The sequence below is a fragment of the Bradyrhizobium sp. ERR14 genome, from assembly GCF_014198235.1.
Classification (GTDB): domain Bacteria; phylum Pseudomonadota; class Alphaproteobacteria; order Rhizobiales; family Xanthobacteraceae; genus Bradyrhizobium.
This window is the reverse complement of sequence record NZ_JACIHD010000018.1, coordinates 110,122-130,027: the sequence shown is the minus strand read 5'-3', so window position 1 is coordinate 130,027 and position 19,906 is coordinate 110,122. Positions and strand designations below refer to the sequence as shown.

Here is a 19,906-nt window from a genome sequence, read left to right as displayed (position 1 = left end):
CGCATCCTCCCGCGTGATGCCGCCTAAGCGGGCGTCACGCGGACCGGCATGCTCTCCAGCCCGCGCAGGGAATTGTTGAGCCTGCGTTTCGGCTCCGCCGTGAGCTCGATGGTCTTCACGCGCCTTGCGAGCTCGCTGAAGATCAATTCGCCTTCCAGACGCGCGATCATCTGACCGACGCAGGCGTGGATGCCCGCGCCGAAGCCGACATGCCCGGTCGCGGTCCGTTCGACCTCGAACCGGTCGGCTCTCTCCCATCGCGCCGGATCGCGGTTGGCCGAGGCCATGAACAGCAGCACCTTGCGATGTGCCGGGATCACGCCGCCGCCGATCTCGACGTCGCGCGAGGGGGTACGAAAGAACGTCTGCACCGGCGAATCATAGCGCAGGCCCTCCTCGAAGGCATTGCGCGCCAGCTCCGGCCGTTGGTGGAGCTTGCGGTATTCATCCGGATGGGTGGCGAGCGCGAGCAGGGTGTTGCCGATGCCGTTGACGGTGGTGTCGATCCCCGCCGTGAGGAATGGCCGCACCAGGTGGGTCGCTTCGTGCTCGGTGATCTCGCCGTCGTCGGCCGCCTGGTAGATCATCATGCCGAGGCTGTCAGGCCGCAACGCATTTCGTGCGCAGCAGTCCATGATCCAGCTCTGGGCGGCGAGGCCTGCCTTGCGTGAAGCCGCTAGCATCTCGTTGTCGGGGCCAAAGCTGTCGAACACGAATGTGCTCCAGGCCAAGAGCTTCTCGCGGCCGTCCGCCCGGATGCCGATCGCATCGGGAAACACCTTCATCGGATAGGCTTCGGCAAGATCGGTGACGGCATCGAAGGTGCCTTTGTCGATCAGCTCCGTGACCTTCTTCTCCGCTTCCTGCTGAAACGTCTCGCGCAGCTTCCTCGCGACACCCGGAGACAGCGTGCGGCCGAGGACCCGCCGGCCCTTGTCGTGGTCGGGCGGATCGATCTGGAGCGTCAGCGGCTTTGGCAGCGCAGGGTTCATCCCGTTGAGCCCGACGCCCTCGCCACTGATGAACGTCTTCCAGTCCTTCAAGGCCGGCTCGACCTCGCCATAGCCCGCCATCGCCCACACGCCGTAACGCTCCAGCGCGAAGACGGGCCCGAGCGCGCGTAGCGCCTCATAGGCAGGATAGGGGTTCAACAGGAAGTCAGGCGCAAACGGGTCGATCGGACTGGAGGCGATGCCGCTCATGGTCAGCTCCGCTTCTAGGGCTTGCTGAGCGGGCACTGGCCATCGCTCTCCGAGCGGAACGCGTCCTCGCCCTTGATGGTGGCGACGACCTTCAGCAGATCCCAGCTCGAATTCGACTCCTCGGGCGACTTGACCTGCAACAGGTACAGCGGGTGGATCTTGCGTCCGTCCTTGCGGATATAGCCCTTGCCGAACAGCACATCGTCGGTCGGCATCTCCTTCATCGCGGCGACGACGGCCTTGCCATCCTTGGCGCCGCCGGACTTGTCGACCGCCTTGAGATAGTGAATGACCGAGGCATAGACGCCGGCCTGCATGTCGTTCGGATAGGCCTTCGACGGAATGCGCTCGGCGAAGCGTTTTGCGAAGGCCCGCGTGCCGTCGTTCAGATCCCAGTAGAACGGATTCATGATCTGCGCGCCTTGCGCAAACTTCAGGCCAAGCGCGGGAAGCCCGTTCATGCCCAGGATCAATCCGACCAGCTTGTGGTCCTTGGTCAGCCCGAACTCGGCGGCCTGCTTCATCGACGTGATGGTGTCGTCACCGGCATTGGCGAAGCCGACGACGTTCGCGCCCGAAGCCTGGGCCTGCAGTAGGAAAGAGGCGTAGTCCGCCGTTCCCAAGGGATGCCGTACGCTGCCGAGTACCTCGCCGCCGGCCGCTTTCACGGCTTCCGCGGCCTGCTTTTCCAGATCATGACCGAAGGCGTAGTCGGCGGTGATGAAGAACCATTTCTTGCCGCCCTGCTGCACGATCGCCTTGCCGAGACCGCGGCCGTAAGAATAGGTGTCGTAGGTCCAGTGCACCGTGTTCGGCGTGCACTTTTCACCGGTCAGAAGCACCGTCCCGGCGCCGGATCCGACGAACACCTTGTTCTTCTCGGCGCTCATGCCGGCGACAGCGAGCGCGATCGAGGAATTCGGAAGGTCGAAGATCGCATCGACGCTCTCGTTCTCGTACCAGCGCCGAGCGATGCCGATCCCGATGTCGGTCTTGTTCTGGTGATCGGCCGCGACGACCTCGACCACCTTGCCCGCGGCTTTTCCGCCATAGTCTTCGACGGCCATCTTGGCGGCGACGACCGAGCCGATGCCCTGGTAGCTCGCGAACGGGCCCGACTGGTCGTTCAGGATGCCGATCTTCACGACCTCCTGTGCGAAGGCCGGCGCCGCGGTCAGGGTTGCGGCCAAGATGCACAATTTATGCAGGAATTTGCTGTTCATTGGATCCCTCCCATGGGCGGTCTTGGTGCCGCTGAATAATAGTTATATTTTATAGCTATTTTTGAGAGTGTCAATTCGGCCGTCCCTAGGATTGAGAATCATGAGCTCGAAGCCTCTAAGACCCGGAGCCAAATCCACTCCGCAAAAGTCCGCTCCGCAGACGGAGAAATCGCTGGACCTGCGCGCGCTGCAGCGCACCCCCGGCTTCATGCTGCGCCTGGCGCAGTTGAAGTTCTTCGAAGGCTTCTACGAGGAGTTCGCCGCCTTGGGCCTGACGCCCGCGACCTATGCGATCTTCGCCGTCATTCGCGACAATCCCGGCGTGCCGCCAAGCAGCCTCGCCAGCCTGCTCCGGCTGCGGCTGCCGAACCTGATCAAGATCCTGAACGAGCTGGAATCGTCCGGCTTTATCAAGCGCAACCGCTCGAAGTCCGATCGCCGCGCCGTCGAGCTCATGCTGACGCCGAAGGGGACAAAGCTCATTGCGGAGGGCGCAAGGCTGACGGAGCCCTATAATCGGAAGATGCTGGCGCCGCTCAGCGAGGCCGAGCAGCGCACGCTGCTCGAATTGCTGAACCGGATGCTGCCATTTTAGCCGTTCGCGAGCGAGGACTGAGGCCAATCGTCGCAAAGTCCGGTCGCGCCGCCAGGCGTGCGGTGAGAGTTCGCGCCCGGAAGAGATGGAGGCCGGTTCCGTGCCCCAAATTCCACCCAATCGGCCGTCACTAAGCCCGCGGGGGAGGTGATCGCCTCCCGTCGTGGGACTGCTGGATTGATGATTGATTTGAGGCGACTAGTCGCGCTGGCAGCCGTTGCGCTGCTCGCCCTGAGCCCCGGCATGGCCGCCGCCTCACCTGCCAAGTCCAAGGCCACCGCGGCCGCACCCGCAGCGCCGCCGCCTCCACCGTTCGAGCCGTTGCCGCCGCCGAACGTCTACCTGTTCCGCGGCGCCATGGGCCCGATCTTCTCGACTGGCATGGACCGGCTCGGCGAGAAGCTGACACAGGCCGGCTTTTCCGCCGATGTCTATGAATTCACCCTCTGCCGGTTCATCGGCAACCGCGTCATCGCCAGCTACAAGGAGAAGGCGGCGCCGATCGTGCTGATCGGGCACTCCATGGGTGGTCTGTGCTCGATCGTCATCTCCGAGATGGCGGCCAAGGAGAGCATCCCGATCAGCCTCGTCATCGCCATCGATCCCGCGCATGCGACCGGCGACGTGCCGCTCAATGTCGAGCGCTTCATCAACATCTTCCTGTCCGACAGCGTGCTCGGCGGCGGCGACGTCGTCGCGGTCCCCGGCTTTCGCGGCCATTATGCGAGCTACGACCTGAAGGAAAACGCGCGCGTCTCGCACATCAACATCGAGAAGTCCGACGACATTCATCGCCAGATCGTCGAGATGGTGACGCAACTGCCGCGCATTCCGCCGCAGACCCAGGGCGATGCCGTGCCGCTGCGCTACCTCGTCCCCGCGGACACCTTGGTCGAGTTATGGGACAGCGGCGTGCGCGTGCCGGTGCGCCGCGGCGACACCATGGAGAGCATCGCCGCCGCCAATCGCGTGCCGCTGTGGACGCTCGCGCAGAGCAACTCGCTTGCAGAGAACGCGCAGCTCACGCCGGGCCAGACCATCATCGTGCCCCGGCATCTGACACCGCCCGAGCCCACGGCCGCGATGGCGACACCGCCGCCGGCTCCAACGAAGCGGAAGTAGGGCTCGTTATCTTGCCGCAGAGGACGGTGCGCTCCCTCTCCCGCTTGCGGGGGAGGGGGTCTCTATACGATCGAGAACCCCCGAGAGGAGAGAGCCCCCACCCGCCGCGCTCTGGCGCGCAATTGCGCTGCCGAGCGCGTCGACCTCCCCCGCAAGCGGGAGAGGTGCAGCGAGTGCTGGGCGACACTCGATCCGATAAGGCTACACATTCGACCCGCTGATCGCGTCGATCACGGCGTCCGTCACTTCCTTCGTCGTCGCCTTGCCGCCGACATCAGGCGTCAGCACGCCCGCTGCGCAGACGCGCTCGACCGCCGCCATCAGCCTTGAAGCGGCGTCCTTCTCGCCGAGATGCTCGAGCATCTGCGCGCCGGTCCAGAAGGTCGCGACCGGGTTGGCGATGCCCTTGCCGGTGATGTCGAAGGCCGAGCCGTGGATCGGCTCGAACATCGAGGGGAAGCGGCGCTGCGGATCGATGTTGCCGGTCGGCGCCACGCCGAGGCTGCCGGCCAGCGCGCCGGCGAGGTCGGACAGGATGTCGGCATGGAGATTGGTCGCGACGATGGTGTCGAGGCTTTTCGGATGCAGCGTCATACGCACCGTCATGGCATCGACCAGCATCTTGTCCCAGCTGACGTCGGGGAATTCACCGGCGACCTCGGCCGCGATCTCATCCCACATCACCATGCCATGGCGCTGCGCGTTCGACTTGGTCACGACGGTCAGGAATTTGCGCGGGCGCGACTGTGCGAGCTGGAACGCGTAGCGCATGATCCTGGTGACGCCAACGCGGGTGAAGACGGCGACTTCGGTGCCGACCTCTTCCGGAAGGCCCTTGTGGGCGCGGCCGCCCATGCCGGCATATTCGCCTTCCGAATTCTCGCGCACGATCACCCAGTCGAGGTCGCCGACACCGACATTGCGCAGCGGCGAGGCGACGCCGGGCAGGATCTTTGTGGGGCGCACATTGGCGTATTGGTCAAAGCCCTGGCAGATCGGCAGGCGAAGGCCCCACAGCGTGATGTGATCGGGCACATCAGGTGCGCCGACCGCGCCGAAATAGATCGCGTCGAATTTCTTCAGTTCGGTGAGGCCGTCGGCTGGCATCATCACGCCGTGCTTCTTGTAATAGTCCGAGCCCCAGTCGAACGTCTTGACGTTGAAGGCGAGGTCGCCGCTGCGCTTTGCCAGCGCCTCCAGCACGCGGATTCCGGCCGAGATCACCTCGGGGCCGATGCCGTCGGCGGGAATTGCTGCGATCGAATGGGTGCGCATGAGAATGCTCCGTTAAGAGATGGGGCCGGCATATCAGGCCGGCTGCGTCGTCGGCGAATCTAGACGGGAGTGCAGGGCGGACTCAATTGGCGCTGGTTTATACAAAAAAATGATATAATCCTCGCGAGACGAGAGGACCCGGGATGGAATTGCATCAGCTCCGATGCTTCGCGGCGGCGGCCGAGCAGTTGCATTTCGGCCGCGCGGCGCAGCAGCTCCAGATGCTGCCTTCCGCGCTGGGCCGCCAGATCAGGCTGCTGGAGGAGGATCTGGGCACGCGGCTGTTCGCGCGGACGACGCGCGCGGTGTCGCTCACCGAGGACGGCACGACGTTGCTGCGCGACGCCCGCGCCATCCTCGCCAAGGTCGAGGCGGTCGAGAGCAACTTGCGCAACCGCTCGCGCGCCGGCGCTGCTCGGCGGCTGCGGATCGGTGCCATCGACAGCGCCGCCGCCGGGCTGCTGCCGCCGCTCTTGCGCGACTTCCGCGCCAAGCATCCTGATATCGCGGTACAGATCCTGGAGGACAAGACGGTCCGGCTGCTGCCGAAGATCCTGACGGGTGCGCTCGATCTCGCCTTCGTCCGCCCGCCCGGCCGCGCGGACAAGCGGCTCGAATTCCGCGATCTGCTCCATGAGACCGCGATCGTGGCCTTCCCGCAGCAGCATGCGCTGGCCCGGCGCAAGTCGATCACGCTGGCCGACATCGCCGACGAGGCGATGCTGGTGCCGGACCGCCGCTCGCGGCCGCACAGCCACGACCTCACGGTGAAGCTGTTCGAACAGGCCGGAATGACGCCGCGCATCGTCCAGGTCGCCGACGAGAAGCAGACCATCATCAACCTGGTGGCGACGAAGCTCGGGGTTGCGATCGTGCCGCGCTGGACGATGCGGATGGCGGTGTCGGGCGTGCGCTTCGTGCCGCTGCGGCCAAGGCAGAGCGGGCCGGTCGGCCGGCTGCCGCTCGCCGCCGCGTGGCTGCGCGGCTCGCGCGATCCGGCCCGCGATGCCATGCTGGCGGTGCTCGAGGCGCGCCTGCGCAGCTATGCGCGGGAGGCATGAGGGGCTATGACGGAAGCCCGGATCAGAGGTGAGTGCGATGACTGAACAGAGAGCTCCGAGCGAGTTGCGGGTCGCCATTGCCGGGCTGGGCTCGATCGGCACCAAGATCGCGACCGCGCTCGATCAGGGCATCGAGGGGCTGGCGATGTCGGCCGTGGCCGTGCGCGATCCCGCCAAGCATCAGGCCTTCATCGGCGGTCTGCGTCATCCGCCGAAGATCCTGCCGATCGATCAGCTCGGCGAGGTCGCCGACATCGTGGTCGAGTGCGCACCGAGCAGCCAGTTGCGTGCGATCGTCGAGCCTGCCGTGAAGCGCGGCAAGGCCGCGGTCGTCGTCAGCGTCGGCGGATTGCTCGACAATTTCGATCTCGTCGATCTCGCGCGTGCCAATGGCGGCCGCATCATCGTGCCGACCGGCGCGCTGATCGGGCTCGATGCCGTCAACGCCGCCGCAATCGGCACCATCCATTCGGTGAAGATGGTGACGCGCAAGCCGATCGACGGACTGAAGGGCGCGCCCTTCATCGTTCAGAACAACATCGACATCGACAATCTGCGCGAGCCGCTAAAATTGCTCGAGGGCAGTGCGCGCGAAGCGGCGAAGGGCTTTCCAGCGAACGTCAATGTCGCCGTTGCGTTGTCGCTGGCGGGCATCGGGCCTGATCGTACCGAGATCCAGGTTTGGGCTGATCCAACCGTGACGCGCAACGTTCACCGCATCGAGGTCGAGGCGGATTCGGCGCGGTTCTCGATGGGCATCGAGAACATCCCGTCCGAGAATCCCAAGACCGGTCTGATCACCGCGCTGTCGGTCATCGCGCTGCTGCGCAAACAGCGCGCGACGTTGTGCGTGGGGACGTGATGGGTTGAGACGTCACTAGCCCAGACGGCGGTGCGCTCCCTCCCCCGCTTGCGGGGGAGGGGTGGGGAGAGGGTATGTCCGCGATGGGACACTCCCCCAGAGGAGAGAACCCTCACCCGGCGCTTCGCGCCGACCTCTCCCGCAAGCGGGAGAGGCGGAGCCCGGAGCGCCTACCAATCGCCGCTATGCCCCCGTCACGCGCCAGATCACGTTGCCGACGTCGTCGGCCATCAGCAGCGATTTCTTGTCGGGGCCGATCACGACGCCGACCGGGCGGCCGTAGGATTCCTTCTCGTCCGGGGACAGGAAGCCCGACAGGATGTCGCGACCGGGGCCGGACGGCTTGCCGTTCTCGAACGGGATGAACACCAGCTTGTAGCCGGACAGCTTGCTGCGATTCCACGAGCCGTGCTGGCCGATCACCATGCCGTCGGGGAAGCTAGGCAGCGTGCCCGCCGGCATCCAGCACAGGCCGAGCGAGGCGGTGTGGCCGCCGAGCGCGTAGTCCGGTTGAAGCGCCTTGGCGACCATCGCAGGATCCTGGGGCACGCGGTCGTCCACCGTCTTGCCCCAATAGCAATAGGGCCAGCCGTAGAAGCCGCCGTCGCGCACCGACGTCAAATAATCCGGCGGCGTCTCGTCGCCGAGCCCGTCGCGCTCGTTGACCACGGTCCAGAGCACACCCGTATTTGGCTCCCAAGCAAGCCCGACCGGGTTGCGCAGGCCCGCGCCGAAAATGCGGTGCGTGCCGGCAACGAGGTCGAGCTCGTAGACCGCAGCGCGGCCTTCCTCGACCTCCATGCCCATCTCGGCGATGTTGCTGAGCGAGCCGACGCCGGCATAGAGCTTCTTGCCGTCGGGGCTTGCCAAAAGACTGCGGGTCCAGTGTCCGCTTGGCTTGAACGTCGTGAGCCGCTTGCCCGGCGCGGTGATGCGGTCGGCATTGGCGACGTAAGGGAAAGCCATCACGCCGTCGGTATTGCCGACATAGAAGGTGTCGCCGACCAGCGCCATGCCGAACGGCTGGCTGAGATTTTCCATGAAGGCGCCGCGTTGCTCGGCGACGCCGTCGCCGTCCTTGTCCCGCAGCAGCGTGATGCGGTCGGCGGACACGCCGAGCGCTGCGGCGCGCCGCATCGTTGCCTGCATCGCGTAGTGAAACACGCTGCGCGGCGCGCCCGCGATCTGCGTCGCCTCCGCGATCAGCACGTCGCCATTGGGCAGCACCTCGATCCAGCGCGGATGGTCGAGCCCGGTCGCGAACGCGTTGACCTTGAGCCCGGGCGCGACGGTCGGCTTCTGGCCCTCGCTCCAGCCGCGCGCGGTCGGCATCTTCAAAGTCGGGATCGCGCCTTGCGGCTTCGCCTCGGGAATGGCGGGCTTCTCTCCCCAGGCCGGCGCAGGCACGGTGCCTGACAGCTTCCGCCATTGCAGCGCGATGCCGCCGAGGAGCGCAACGAACTGCGCAAAGACGCTGGAGAAGGTCATGAGAGGGCCCCTGTTTGCGCGCGCATCCAACTGGCTGACGGGGCAGACGTCAACCTGTGGGGGGCGCCGGCCGGGCCTATTCCCGTGGAATGGCAGCCGATCGATTTTGCATGGGACGAACGCCGATGGCCTTTGCCCGGAGATCAGCGAGAGATTTGCCGCTCCAGCCGCCGTGCTGCGCGAAAATCGTCGAGGTGATGCATGTTCGGCACCAGCGCTGCCTCCTTGGACAGCAGGTGATAGACCCGCGCCACCGTGCGCTGCTTCTGCTTCGGCCGCCCACGCGGCAGCGCCCGCGCCTTGCGGACGGCGGCGATCGCGTGCTCGCGGAAATAATCGTAGGCGTCCGACATAGCTCGATGCTCGCGCAGGTGGCAGCTGTCGAGGGATAACGGGCTTGGAGAGGGGCGGTTCCTGGTTGAATGCTCCGAGTTGCGCCATTCCGTTCCCGTCATCCTGAGGTGCGAGCCATGGGGCGCAACGTGCCGCATGGGGAGCCTCGAAGGATGGAGGGCCCGGATGCATTGGCGGCCGTGCATCCTTCGAGGCTCGGCTTACGATGCATTCGCATCGCAAACCTCGCACCTCAGGATGACGGGACCAACAGCAGTCTTACGCGGAGAAAATAGTAGGAAGCTGCTACGCCCTCACCGCGGCGACAGGAACGGGATGATCATCGGCACGCGGCGGCAATAGGCGCCGTAGGCGTCCTCGCCGAGCTCCTTCGACAGAAACACCTCCTCCATCCGGCCCTTCTGCCACATGCCGAGCGAGATCAGAATCGCGCCGAGGATCGTCGTTACGAGGCCGATTGCGATGCCGGTGACGAGCATGCCGAAGATCAAGCCGGTGTAGATCGGGTGACGCACGATGCCGTAAGGGCCGGTGTCGATAACGCGGTGATCTTCTTTGTGGGTGATGGTGTTCGACCAGAATTTTCCGAGATGCAGTCGGCCCCACCAGGCGAAAGCGATGCCGGCGGCCGAGAGGACCGCGGCGATGTAGATGCCGGTGTTGCCGAGCACCCAAAGCGGCTTCCAGCCCAGCAGCTGTGCAACCCACGGCGTGTACAGGATGCCGCCGACCAGGATCGGCAGACGATAGCGCTGCGACTCCAGCGTCATGACCTGCTTCTTGGTCCGCCCCTGCCAGAACGAGGCGCCGACCCAGCTGGCGAGAAAGGCGAGCCAGACCAGGGCCAGGAGTTCGGTCGGCCAGGCCGTGGTCCAGCCACCCCAGGCGACCGAGAGAAGCTTGCTGAAATCGAAGGACATGAAGGTTCTTTGCGTTGGGCGGCGGCTTTAGCTCGCGCGCGAGGAGAGCGCGTGATGCTTGATGGCGCCGGAGGGCTGCTGGCCGTTGCGGGCGAGCAGATGGGTGATGGTTTCGCGCAGCACGGGCTCGATCGGACGCGGCGCGTAGCCGAGCTCGGTGCGCGCCTTGCCGATCGAGAGGTCGCTTGCGGCGAGCGCAATGCGCACGCCCTCGGCGGTCCCGTTGGGCGGCCGGCGCGTGACACGATCGGCGAGGTATTCGAGCATGATGCCCGAGAGCTCGGCGATCTTGCCGGGCACGACGACCGGGAACTGCCGGCGGCCGCTCATCGCCGACATCATCCGCAGGATGTTGCCGAGCGGGACGCAGTCGCCGCCGAGGATGTAGCGCTGGCCGATGCGGCCGCGCTCCATGGTCAGCACGAGGCCCGTGGCCACGTCGCGGACGTCGACGAGGTTGACCAGGAAGTTGAGATGCGGCTGCACCTTCTTCTGCAGGAAGTACCACAGCATCGCCGTCGGCGGCGTCAGATTGTGGTCGGCCGCGCCGATCGGCATGGTCGGCGTGCCGATCACGAGTGGAAAGCCGCTGGCCGCCGCCTTCGCGGCATGATGCTCGGCGAGCGACTTCGAGCGCGTATAGGCGCCCGGCATCGCGTCGGCCGGCTGTAGCGCCTCTTCGGCGGCAGCGCCCTTGAGATCGGAATAGGGGAACAGGATCGATTCCGTCGAGCAGTGCAGGAAGCGCGACACGCCGCGCTTCATTGCGGCCGCGAGCACGATTTCGGTGCCGCGACAGTTGACGTCGTGAAAGTCCTGCTTGTTGGCGACCCACATGCCGGGCAGGCCGGCGAGGTGATAGACCTGATCGACCCCGGCGATCGCAGTATCGACCGCGGCGCCGTCGAGCACCGAGCCGTGGACATATTCAACATCCGCGTTCGCCGCGGCCGGCGCGCGGACATCGAGAACGCGCACCCGCTGCCCACGGGCGCGGAGCGCTTCGACGAGGTGATGTCCGATGAAGCCACTGCCACCGGTAACCAGTACGAGAGCCATGCAGAAGGTTGCTGTTTCGCGTCTAGAGCTATCGGGTTGAAAGGGAATTGGTCGGAAGAGGCGCCAGAATCGCGGCAAGGTCGCGACGGAAGCCCAATGCAATGAATAATTTTGCCATCACGAACATCGGTCCAAGCAAAAGATGCGAAGGAAAAGTGAACAACGAGGCTTCGCGGCCCTCAAAAACCTTGTGACCGATGGCTTGCGCGGCGAGGCCGAGCGCCACCAGCGCGGCGAAAATCGCCCACATCGTCGCGGTGCTGACTTGCGCCGCAACGGTCGTCGCAACCGAAAACAGCACGATCGAGACCGCCAGAATGCCGATCCCGAGCGCCACGTCGAGCAGCAGCCAGTACATCAGGACCGGCAAGGCCAGGATCACGGCGAGGCTGACATCGAAACCGAACAGCGGCAGCCTGACCAGCGTCAGCGGCATCACGGCGCCGGTGAACAACAGGAGAATACCGACCACATGCATCGCCGTGTTCCGGGGGTCGCGATGGTACTCGACATAAACGGCAAGTTGGCGCTGAAAATAGCCACCCATTTCGGTCTCATGCAGCACGGGGTCGGGGAAGGGCGAACAGAGGCTATAGCACTGGACCGGGCGGTGCACAAACCGGGGTTTTTGTCGCGTGAAACTGTATTTGTGCGCCCCGGACAGGCAACAAAACGATCAGGACTTCAAAGGGTTCCGTCGGGTGCGAAGCTGCGCTCGCTCAGCGCTTCTTGGCGGGCTTTTTCGCCGCAGGCGCAGGTGCCGCAGCCGTATGCGGCGCGTCCTCCGGCAGCTTGGCATAGGTCAGGATTTGCAACTGGCCGTTGACGGCCGAGGTCGGCTTGGCCCGGTCGAGAAACTGCTCCTCACCGAGACCGATCGGATGCAGCCGCTTGGTCGAGATCTTGAACGTGTTCACCAGCACGTCGCGGATCGCGTCGGCGCGGCGCTGGCTCAGGATCGCGTTGGCCTCGCGCGTCTTCGAGTTGGATTCGACGTGGCCGACGATCAGGAACGTGTAGGGCAGCAGCGAGGAATGAACCAGCGCGTCCGCGATGCGGCCGACGGTCTGGTAGGACGCCGGCTGGATGATCGGCGTGTCGGCATCGAACTGGATCTGCGCATTGAAGGCGGGCAGCTTGGCGAGATCAGGTGCGATCAGCGGCCGGTTCACCGGACCGGGATCGTTCTTGATCCTGGTCTTGGCGCGCTCCATCACCTGCTGCTTCAGCGCGGGAAGGTCGACCTCGGCGGCTTCTTCGAAATGGTTGAGCTTGCCGACGATGTCGTCGCGGGTCGGTGCCGCCGTCTGGGCGACGGCCGTGCCCGCGAGCAAAGCGAGACCGAGCGCGACCGCGGTTCCGGCAATGAAGAGCCTGCTCGCGCGCATCAGCGGTACCCCGCGTCGTCGACGGCCTTCAGGCAGTTGTTGCTGATGCCCTTGGGCGTCGAAACCAGGCAGGGGATCGACTTGCTGGTCTCCTTGGTCGAGCCGCCGCAGACCTTGACGATCTCGCGCTGGCAGGCGTTCGCCACCGTGACGCGCGCGGCGACGCGCTTCTGGATGGCATCGAACGCGCCGAGATAGTCGCTCGCGCATTGCTGGGACAGCACGTCGCGGTTGCGCGACAGGCACTCCTTCAGGCGGGTCGAATCCGGGTTGACGCCGCGGCAATTGGCGACGATTTCGGCGCCGCAGCTTTTGGCCAGCAGCCCGATCGAATCGCCAAAGCTCATGGTCTCCGCCGCCGCAAGCGACGGCATCCCCATTGCCAGCAAGATCAGTGTGATGGAGCCCCGGACCATGGCTGCATCTGATACGGGGAAGTTCGGGCGGGTCAAGGGCTGTTCGGGCGAGAACTGTCGAAGGCCCGGCGAGTGCGGCGAACAGTCCTCACTCCGCGGCGTCTTCGCGGGGCGGCCATTCGATCAGGGCGACCGTGTGTTTCCCGAGGTCGTCGGCGAACTCAGGGTCGGCCTTGAGCTCGTCCAATGTTCTGGGCGGGGGAAGCTGCCGTCCGTCCGCGATCAGCTCCTGCGCATAGAACGCCAGTGCCTCGGGTGCACTCTCCAGGGCCTCGTCGACGTCATCACCGCCGGAAATGCACCCGGGCAGGTCGGGAAACCACAGGCTGACGGCGTCCGGATCGGTGTCCTCGATGATGGCGACATACTGAGCCATATCGCGCGCTTACGCCCGCTGCACGAAGCTGTCCACGACCTTCTTCTCGCCGGCCTTGTCGAAGGCGATGGTGAGCTTGTTGCCGTCGATCTTGGTGACGCGGCCGTAGCCGAATTTCTGGTGGAAGACGCGGTCTTCGAGCGAGAATTCCGAGGTGGTGCCGGTCGATTTGGCGACCAGCTCGCCCTCGATCGTCAGGGGACCGCGGCGGCGCGAGGAGAAGCTGCCGAAGTCGGGACCTGAGGACGAGGAGGATGAGAACGTCGCCGCCTCTTCCTCGAGGCCGCCGCTTCTGCCGCCGCCACCGCCGCCATTGCGGCCGCCGCCCCGGTTGCGGTTGCCTTCTCGGTTTGCCTGCGCGCGCTGCCAGCCCGGCGTCGAATAGGTGGAGCCGAACGCCTCCATGTCGTCGAAGCGCGAGGCACCATAGCCGCCGGTGCCGCCCCAGGCCGAGCCGCGCTTGGATTCGGTGATCTCGACATTGGCCGCCGGCAGTTCGTCGAGGAAGCGCGACGGGATCGTGGTCGACCAGGTGCCGTGGATCCGCCGGTTGGTCGCGAAATAGATCATGGCGCGGCGGCGGGCACGGGTCAGGCCGACATGGCCGAGCCGGCGTTCTTCCTCGAGGCCGGCGCGGCCCTGTTCGTCCAGCGTGCGCTGGCTCGGGAACAGGCCTTCCTCCCAGCCCGGCAGGAACACGTTGTCGAATTCGAGCCCCTTGGCCGAGTGCAACGTCATCAGCGACACTGCGTCGTCCTCGGCGCCGCCGTCGCGGTCCATCACCAGCGAGATGTGCTCGAGGAACCCTTGCAGGTTCTCGAACTCCTCCATCGAGCGCACCAGCTCTTTCAGGTTCTCAAGCCGGCCCGCGGCGTCCGCCGAACGGTCCTTCTGCCACATCTCGGTATAGCCGCTCTCGTCGAGCACGATCTGGGCGAGATCGGTGTGCGCGGTAACCTCGCGCTGGGCGCGCCAGCGGTCGAACTGGGCGACGACCTCGCGAAGCGAGCCGCGCGCCTTCGGCTTCAGCTCGTCGGTCTCGACCACGGCGCGTGCCGCTTCGAACAAGGGAATGCGGCGCTTGCGAGCGTGGTCGTGCAGCATCTGCACGGTGGCATCGCCGAGGCCGCGCTTGGGCACGTTGACGATGCGCTCGAAGGCGAGGTCATCGGCCGGCGAGTTGATGACGCGCAAGTAGGCCAGCGCATCACGGATTTCGGCGCGCTCGTAGAAGCGCGGGCCGCCGATGACGCGATAGGGCAGGCCGAGCGTGACGAAGCGGTCTTCGAACTCGCGCATCTGATAGGAGGCGCGCACCAGGATCGCGATCTCGTTGAGCTTCTCGCCGCGGCGCTGGATCTGCTCGATCTCCTCGCCGATGCCGCGGGCTTCCTCTTCCGAATCCCACGAGCCTGTCACCGTGACCTTCTCGCCATCCTGGTCCTCGGTGCGCAGCGTCTTGCCGAGCCGGCCTTCGTTATGCGCGATCAGATGCGATGCGGCGGCGAGGATGTGGCCGGTCGAGCGATAGTTGCGCTCCAGGCGAATGACCTTGGCGCCGGGGAAATCGTGGTCGAAGCGCAGGATGTTGTCGACCTCGGCACCGCGCCAACCATAGATCGACTGGTCGTCGTCGCCGACGCAGCAGATGTTTTTGGTCTTCTCCTTCTCCCCGCTCATGTCCGCCGAAGCCTTGGCGAAGGCGGATGCGGGGTCGTGACGAGCTTCGCTCGCACTGAGAAGGTCGGGATGAGGGGGAGTCTCCACGAGCTCGGTGCTCGGAGAGTCCCCCTCACCCGCATCGCTGCGCGATGCGACCTCTCCCCGCGGGCGGGGAGAGGTGAAGGAAGGCGCCTGCGACAGCAGCCGCAGCCACAGATACTGCGCGACGTTGGTGTCCTGATATTCGTCGACCAGGATATATTTGAAACGCTGCTGGTACTGCCTGAGGATATCCGGGTGCTCGCGGAAGATGCGGATGTTCTCCAGCAACAGATCGCCGAAATCGGCCGCGTTCAGAATCTTCAGCCGCTCCTGATAGCTCGCATAGAGCTTGCCGCCTTTGCCGTTGCCGAACATGGCGGCTTCGCCGGAGGGCACCTGCGAGGGCATCAGGCCGCGGTTCTTCCAGCCGTCGATCAGGCCGGCGAGCATGCGTGCCGGCCAGCGCTTGTCGTCGATGTTCTCGGCCTGCAGCAACTGCTTCAGCAGCCGCACCTGGTCGTCGACATCGAGCACGGTGAAGTTCGACTTGAGCTGCGCCAGCTCGGCATGGACACGCAGGATGCGGCCGCCGATGGAGTGGAAGGTGCCGAGCCACGGCATGCCCTCGACGGCGTGGCCGAGCATCTGGCCGAGCCGGTGCTTCATCTCGCGCGCGGCCTTGTTGGTGAAGGTCACCGACAGAATCTCGGCGGGGCGGGCGCGGCCCTGGCTCAGGATGTGGGCGATACGCGTCGTCAGCACGCGCGTCTTGCCGGTGCCGGCGCCGGCCAGCACCAGGACCGGGCCGTCCAGCGTCTCCACGGCCTCGCGCTGCTCCGGATTGAGCCCGGACAGATATTTCGGGCCCACCGAGGCGCGCGCACGCGCGGCGATGCCGCCGGCTGCGGGCTGGTGGTCGGAGACGTTCTGGGACGTGATCTTGCTCGGCTCGGTCATGCGAATCATTGGCCCCACGATGGCACCGCGGGGTGGCGGAAGGGAGCCTTCTAACAGGGATTGGTGCCTATATGGGGCGGCGGAACGAGGTTTTCCACGTGCGGGGCACGTCATTTTGTTCCAGCGGTCCTCGCGAATTTCCACCCTGTCCGGGCCGGAACCATCGTTCCCGCCTCGAGATTGTCTGGACAGGTGGCGCGGCCAGCCGCGCCAGACGCAGACAGACATCAAGACGAGGGTTTGACCATGCTTGGCTGGGTTGTGACGTTTCTGGTTATCGCACTGATCGCCGGCATCCTGGGCTTCGGCGGCATCGCCGGCGCTTCGATCGAGATCGCCAAGATCATCTTCTTCATCGCGGTCGTTCTGTTCCTGGTCTCGGCCGTGGTCGGCCTGGCCCGCGGCCGCAACAGGGTATAGCGCTCACCGCTTCGAGGGCATCGCCACGTTCCGGCCGATGCCCTCCGGGCGGGCTACCGCGCTGTGGACCTTTGTGACTGCCGCAATGCGCTCGCTTATATCCGGCGGAAACGGCGCGACGCGCCGTGCATTCATATCCATGTGAAGCGACATGTTCTCGGACGTCGCCGACAGCCAGCCTTCGGTCGCGTGCCGCATCTCCTCGAACGTGTGCAGCCGCTTGTCGTCGGCCTCCAGCAACCAGACCAGGATCTGCACGGGATCGCCGAGGTGGATTTCGCGCAAGTAGCGCACATGGCATTCGGCAGTGAAAGTCGAGCCGCCTCGCTCCTTCATGTAAGTCGGCCCGATGCCGAGCTCGGCCCAGAGCTGGTCGATCGCGCGGTCGAACATCACGTTGTAATAGGCCATGTTGAGATGGCCGTTATAGTCGATCCATTGCGGCTCGATCTGCATGATCGAGGCGCGGAACGGCTCGGCTTTGGGCGCTGAGGCGGCAGTCTCCGGCATGTTTCCTTCCAGCTATGCGTCCGGTCGCTTGACTTGACCGGTTTTATATCCTTTGCCACGGTTCTTCTGTCGGGAGGAATGTCCGTGGGTACCACCATCACCAATAATCCGCCGCGGCCGGAGCCGAAAGCCCTCGCGAGCGCGCTGGAGCAGCTTGCCGCACGCTTCGGCAACCGTCTCATCACCTCGCAGGCCGTGCGCGAGCAGCATGGCCATACCACCACCTGGATTCCCAACCAGCCGCCTGATGGCGTGGTGATGGCGCAGGAGACCGCCGACATCCAGGACGTGGTGCGGATCTGCGCCAAGAACCGCGTCCCGGTCATTCCTTTCGGCACCGGTACCTCGCTCGAGGGCCAGGTCAACGCGCCCGCCGGCGGTATCTCGATCGACCTGCGCGACATGAACAAGGTGCTGGCGGTCCATGCCGAGGACCTCGACTGCGTGATCCAGCCCGGCGTCACCCGCAAGGCGCTCAACGAGCATCTGCGCGACCAGGGCCTGTTCTTCCCGATCGATCCCGGCGCGGACGCCTCGCTCGGCGGCATGGCCTCGACCCGCGCTTCCGGCACCAATGCGGTGCGCTACGGCACCATCCGCGAGAGCGTACTGGCCCTGAAGGTGGTGCGCGGCGACGGCGAGATCATCACCACGGGCACGCGCGCCAAGAAATCATCCGCCGGCTACGACCTCACCCATCTGTTCGTCGGCGCCGAAGGCACGCTCGGCATCATCTCGGAATTGACCATCCGCCTGCGCGGCATCCCCGAGACGATCGCGGCCGGTGCGGTGTCGTTCGAGACCGTGCACGGGGCCTGTCAGGCCGTCATCCTTGCGATCCAGACCGGCATCCCCGTGGCGCGCATCGAGCTGCTCAATGCCGCGCAGGTGCAGGCTTGCAACGCCTATTCGAAGCTGACGCTGCCGGAGACGCCGCTGCTGCTGATGGAATTCCACGGCAGCGAGATCGAGGTTGCCGAGCAGTCCAAGGCGTTCGGCGAGATCGCCAGGGATTGCGGCGGCGGCGAATTCTCCTGGACCACCAAGCCGGAGGATCGCACCAAGCTGTGGCAGGCGCGGCACGATGCCTATTGGTCGGTGAAGGCGCTGCGGCCCGGCGACAGCATCGGCGTGGTCGCGACCGACGTCTGCGTGCCGATCTCACGGCTCGCCGATTGCGTCAGCGAGACCGAGGAAGATCTCAGGCGCCTCAATCTGCTGTCGCCGATCGTCGGCCATGTCGGCGATGGCAATTTCCACTGCTCGCTGGTCTGCGACACCAACGATGCCGCCGAGATGGCGCGCGGCGAGGAGTTCATGCATCGCCTGGTCGAGCGCGCGCAGGCGATGGACGGCACCTGCACCGGCGAGCACGGCATCGGCCAGGGCAAGCAGAAATACCTCCAGGCCGAGCTCGGCCCCGAGGCGCTCGATGCGATGCGGGCGCTGAAGAAGGCGCTCGATCCGCTCAACATCTTCAATCCCGGCAAGATTGTGCCGGAGGCGTAGGCCTTCGGCACAACAAAGCCGCCGCAAGGCCGATGCCGTCCACCGGTTCGGGGGCGGGAACTTTCGGCAATCCTGTCGGTTCCAATTCCCGCCAAGTTCCGATGCCTCAATGGCGCGGCTCTGCGGGAGGGTGCGATGGTGCGACCGGTCATTGGAATTGCCGCGATGGCGCTTGCCTGCATGCTGGCGGGCGCGGCTCTGGCCAAGGGCGGCCATGGGGGCGGACATGGCGGTGGCCATGGAGGCGGGCACGGCGGTGGCCATCACGGCGGCGGACATTTCCGCGGCCACGGCGGTGGACATGGGCATGCCGGCGGGCATCATCGCGGCATGCGGTTCACGTCCGGTGTCCGACGCGGCGGGCCCAACTTCGGTCAGATCCGCAACGCGGCGATCCGCCCCGCGAGCTTCCGCAATGCCCTGAACACCAGCGCATTCCGGAATGGCCGGCTGATCAGCAATCCGGCAGCGCGTGCACAGCTCGCGGCAGCGGCCGCATTGGCCGGCTGGAGCGGCGCAAGCAGCGGATGGTGGCAGCATGCGGGCGGCGGCTATGGCTGGGTCGGGCCGCTGTTCTGGCCGTTCGCCTATAACGATCTCTACGACTACACGATCTGGGGCGACGGGCTCGGCTTCTGGGGTTACGGATACCCGGACATCTATGCCGGCATTTTCGGCCCCTATGGCTATGATCGCCTGTCGGCCTATCTGCCGCAGCAATCGCAGGGACGACGACGGGCGCGTAGCGCACCGCTCGATCAGCTCTGCGGCAGTGACCGCCGTGCCATCGCCGGACTACCGATCGATCAGATCGCATCCGCGGTGCAGCCGACGGATGCGCAGGGCACAGCTCTCGATGCGCTCGGCAATGCCTCGATCGACGCCGCAGCGCTGATCCGCACATCCTGTCCGACGCAGGCCGCAGCGACGGCGCCAGGCCGGCTCGCAGCGATGCAGCAGCGCATCGAGGCGATGCAGAAGGCTGTCGAACTGGTCCAGCCCGCGCTCGACCAGTTCTATGGCTCGCTGAACGACGAGCAGAAGGCGCGCTTCAATGCGCTCGCCGAGGATCAGCGTCGTGCGACGGCATCGAACAATGCGAGGGAATCGTCGGTGCAGGCTTGCAATGTGGCCGCCGCGTTCGATTGGCCTGCTGCTGCGATCGATGAGAGGCTTCGTCCGAGCGACACCCAGCGCGCGGCGCTGCAGGTGCTCCAGGATACCAGCGCAAAGGTCAGCGCATCGCTCAAGGCGGGCTGCGAGCCCAATGACGTGATGACACCGCCGGCACGCATGGCCACAATCCGCAAACGGCTCGATGCGATGCTGGACGGGATCAAGTCGGTGCGCGCGGCGCTCGATGATTTCTATGCCACGCTGAACGACGAGCAGAAGGCGCAGTTCGAGGCGATCGGGCCGCGCCGCACGTCCTGAATGGTGCAAGCCAAATAAAGGCCATGGGTGG

At 65.6% G+C, this 19,906-nt stretch carries 20 protein-coding genes; 7 read left to right on the top strand and 13 right to left on the bottom strand.

Annotated elements, in window-relative coordinates; all coding sequences use genetic code 11:
• Positions 1-23 precede the first annotated feature (23 nt).
• A complete protein-coding gene (locus tag GGD62_RS32315) occupies positions 24-1,202 on the bottom strand; it encodes a cytochrome P450 (protein ID WP_183712208.1) in 1,179 nt (392 codons plus the stop codon).
• 14 nt (positions 1,203-1,216) lie between these two features.
• Positions 1,217-2,425 (bottom strand): ABC transporter substrate-binding protein, encoded by a 1,209-nt coding sequence (locus GGD62_RS32310; RefSeq protein WP_183712206.1) that lies wholly within the window; start codon positions 2,423-2,425, stop codon positions 1,217-1,219.
• Between the two features lie 100 nt (positions 2,426-2,525).
• Here GGD62_RS32310 and GGD62_RS32305 point away from each other — a divergent pair, with 100 nt between their 5' ends.
• Together GGD62_RS32305 and GGD62_RS32300 are read left to right on the top strand one after the other, a co-directional pair.
• A complete protein-coding gene (locus GGD62_RS32305; RefSeq protein ID WP_092253421.1) occupies positions 2,526-3,020 on the top strand; it encodes a MarR family winged helix-turn-helix transcriptional regulator in 495 nt (164 codons plus the stop codon).
• Between the two features lie 180 nt (positions 3,021-3,200).
• Positions 3,201-4,142, top strand: a complete 942-nt coding sequence (locus GGD62_RS32300; RefSeq protein ID WP_183235133.1) for a LysM peptidoglycan-binding domain-containing protein — start codon at positions 3,201-3,203, stop codon at positions 4,140-4,142.
• 201 nt (positions 4,143-4,343) lie between these two features.
• Here GGD62_RS32300 and GGD62_RS32295 read toward each other — a convergent pair whose 3' ends face one another.
• Entirely contained in the window at positions 4,344-5,417 is a 1,074-nt protein-coding gene (locus GGD62_RS32295) for a tartrate dehydrogenase (protein ID WP_179736158.1), read from the bottom strand.
• A 143-nt stretch (positions 5,418-5,560) separates the two neighbouring features.
• Here GGD62_RS32295 and GGD62_RS32290 point away from each other — a divergent pair, with 143 nt between their 5' ends.
• Together GGD62_RS32290 and GGD62_RS32285 are read left to right on the top strand one after the other, a co-directional pair.
• Entirely contained in the window at positions 5,561-6,478 is a 918-nt protein-coding gene (locus tag GGD62_RS32290; RefSeq protein WP_183712204.1) for a LysR family transcriptional regulator, read from the top strand.
• A gap of 37 nt (positions 6,479-6,515) precedes the next feature.
• Positions 6,516-7,340 carry an aspartate dehydrogenase gene (locus GGD62_RS32285; RefSeq protein ID WP_183712202.1) on the top strand — a complete coding sequence of 275 codons (825 nt, stop codon included), beginning with the start codon at positions 6,516-6,518 and terminating at the stop codon, positions 7,338-7,340.
• A gap of 183 nt (positions 7,341-7,523) precedes the next feature.
• Here the strand turns inward: GGD62_RS32285 and GGD62_RS32280 are convergent, their stop codons facing one another.
• The 9 genes from GGD62_RS32280 to GGD62_RS32240 form a co-directional block, all read right to left on the bottom strand.
• A complete protein-coding gene (locus GGD62_RS32280; protein WP_183712191.1) occupies positions 7,524-8,828 on the bottom strand; it encodes a sorbosone dehydrogenase family protein in 1,305 nt (434 codons plus the stop codon).
• 143 nt (positions 8,829-8,971) lie between these two features.
• Positions 8,972-9,181, bottom strand: a complete 210-nt coding sequence (locus GGD62_RS32275) for a hypothetical protein (RefSeq protein WP_018319662.1) — start codon at positions 9,179-9,181, stop codon at positions 8,972-8,974.
• 294 nt (positions 9,182-9,475) lie between these two features.
• The gene (locus GGD62_RS32270; RefSeq protein ID WP_018319663.1) at positions 9,476-10,102 is read right to left on the bottom strand and encodes an isoprenylcysteine carboxylmethyltransferase family protein; all 627 of its coding nucleotides are present in this window, start codon (positions 10,100-10,102) and stop codon (positions 9,476-9,478) included.
• Positions 10,103-10,129: 27 nt separating this feature from the next.
• A complete protein-coding gene (locus tag GGD62_RS32265) occupies positions 10,130-11,161 on the bottom strand; it encodes an NAD-dependent epimerase/dehydratase family protein (protein ID WP_018319664.1) in 1,032 nt (343 codons plus the stop codon).
• A gap of 28 nt (positions 11,162-11,189) precedes the next feature.
• Entirely contained in the window at positions 11,190-11,708 is a 519-nt protein-coding gene (locus GGD62_RS32260; RefSeq protein WP_165637545.1) for a DUF962 domain-containing protein, read from the bottom strand.
• A 172-nt stretch (positions 11,709-11,880) separates the two neighbouring features.
• Positions 11,881-12,549, bottom strand: coding sequence for an OmpA family protein (locus GGD62_RS32255; protein WP_018319666.1), 669 nt, complete (start codon positions 12,547-12,549; stop codon positions 11,881-11,883).
• Positions 12,549-12,965: a hypothetical protein gene (locus GGD62_RS32250; RefSeq protein ID WP_183257546.1), complete on the bottom strand. Its 417-nt coding sequence runs from the start codon at positions 12,963-12,965 to the stop codon at positions 12,549-12,551. The genes GGD62_RS32255 and GGD62_RS32250 overlap by 1 nt, the downstream gene beginning before the upstream one ends.
• An 88-nt stretch (positions 12,966-13,053) precedes the next feature.
• Positions 13,054-13,341: a type II toxin-antitoxin system HicB family antitoxin gene (locus GGD62_RS32245; protein WP_018319668.1), complete on the bottom strand. Its 288-nt coding sequence runs from the start codon at positions 13,339-13,341 to the stop codon at positions 13,054-13,056.
• A gap of 9 nt (positions 13,342-13,350) precedes the next feature.
• On the bottom strand, positions 13,351-16,011 hold the full coding sequence (locus GGD62_RS32240) for an ATP-dependent helicase (RefSeq protein WP_183712189.1): 2,661 nt from the start codon (positions 16,009-16,011) through the stop codon (positions 13,351-13,353).
• Positions 16,012-16,248: 237 nt separating this feature from the next.
• On the opposite strand from GGD62_RS32240, the gene GGD62_RS32235 reads away from it, so the two are divergent.
• On the top strand, positions 16,249-16,422 hold the full coding sequence (locus GGD62_RS32235) for a DUF1328 domain-containing protein (protein ID WP_018319670.1): 174 nt from the start codon (positions 16,249-16,251) through the stop codon (positions 16,420-16,422).
• 3 nt (positions 16,423-16,425) lie between these two features.
• Here the strand turns inward: GGD62_RS32235 and GGD62_RS32230 are convergent, their stop codons facing one another.
• Positions 16,426-16,932: a thioesterase family protein gene (locus GGD62_RS32230; protein ID WP_183712187.1), complete on the bottom strand. Its 507-nt coding sequence runs from the start codon at positions 16,930-16,932 to the stop codon at positions 16,426-16,428.
• An 84-nt stretch (positions 16,933-17,016) separates the two neighbouring features.
• On the opposite strand from GGD62_RS32230, the gene GGD62_RS32225 reads away from it, so the two are divergent.
• Positions 17,017-18,441, top strand: a complete 1,425-nt coding sequence (locus GGD62_RS32225) for an FAD-binding oxidoreductase (protein WP_179736140.1) — start codon at positions 17,017-17,019, stop codon at positions 18,439-18,441.
• A 135-nt stretch (positions 18,442-18,576) separates the two neighbouring features.
• Positions 18,577-19,875 (top strand): Spy/CpxP family protein refolding chaperone, encoded by a 1,299-nt coding sequence (locus GGD62_RS32220; RefSeq protein ID WP_092253393.1) that lies wholly within the window; start codon positions 18,577-18,579, stop codon positions 19,873-19,875.
• Positions 19,876-19,906: the final 31 nt, after the last annotated feature.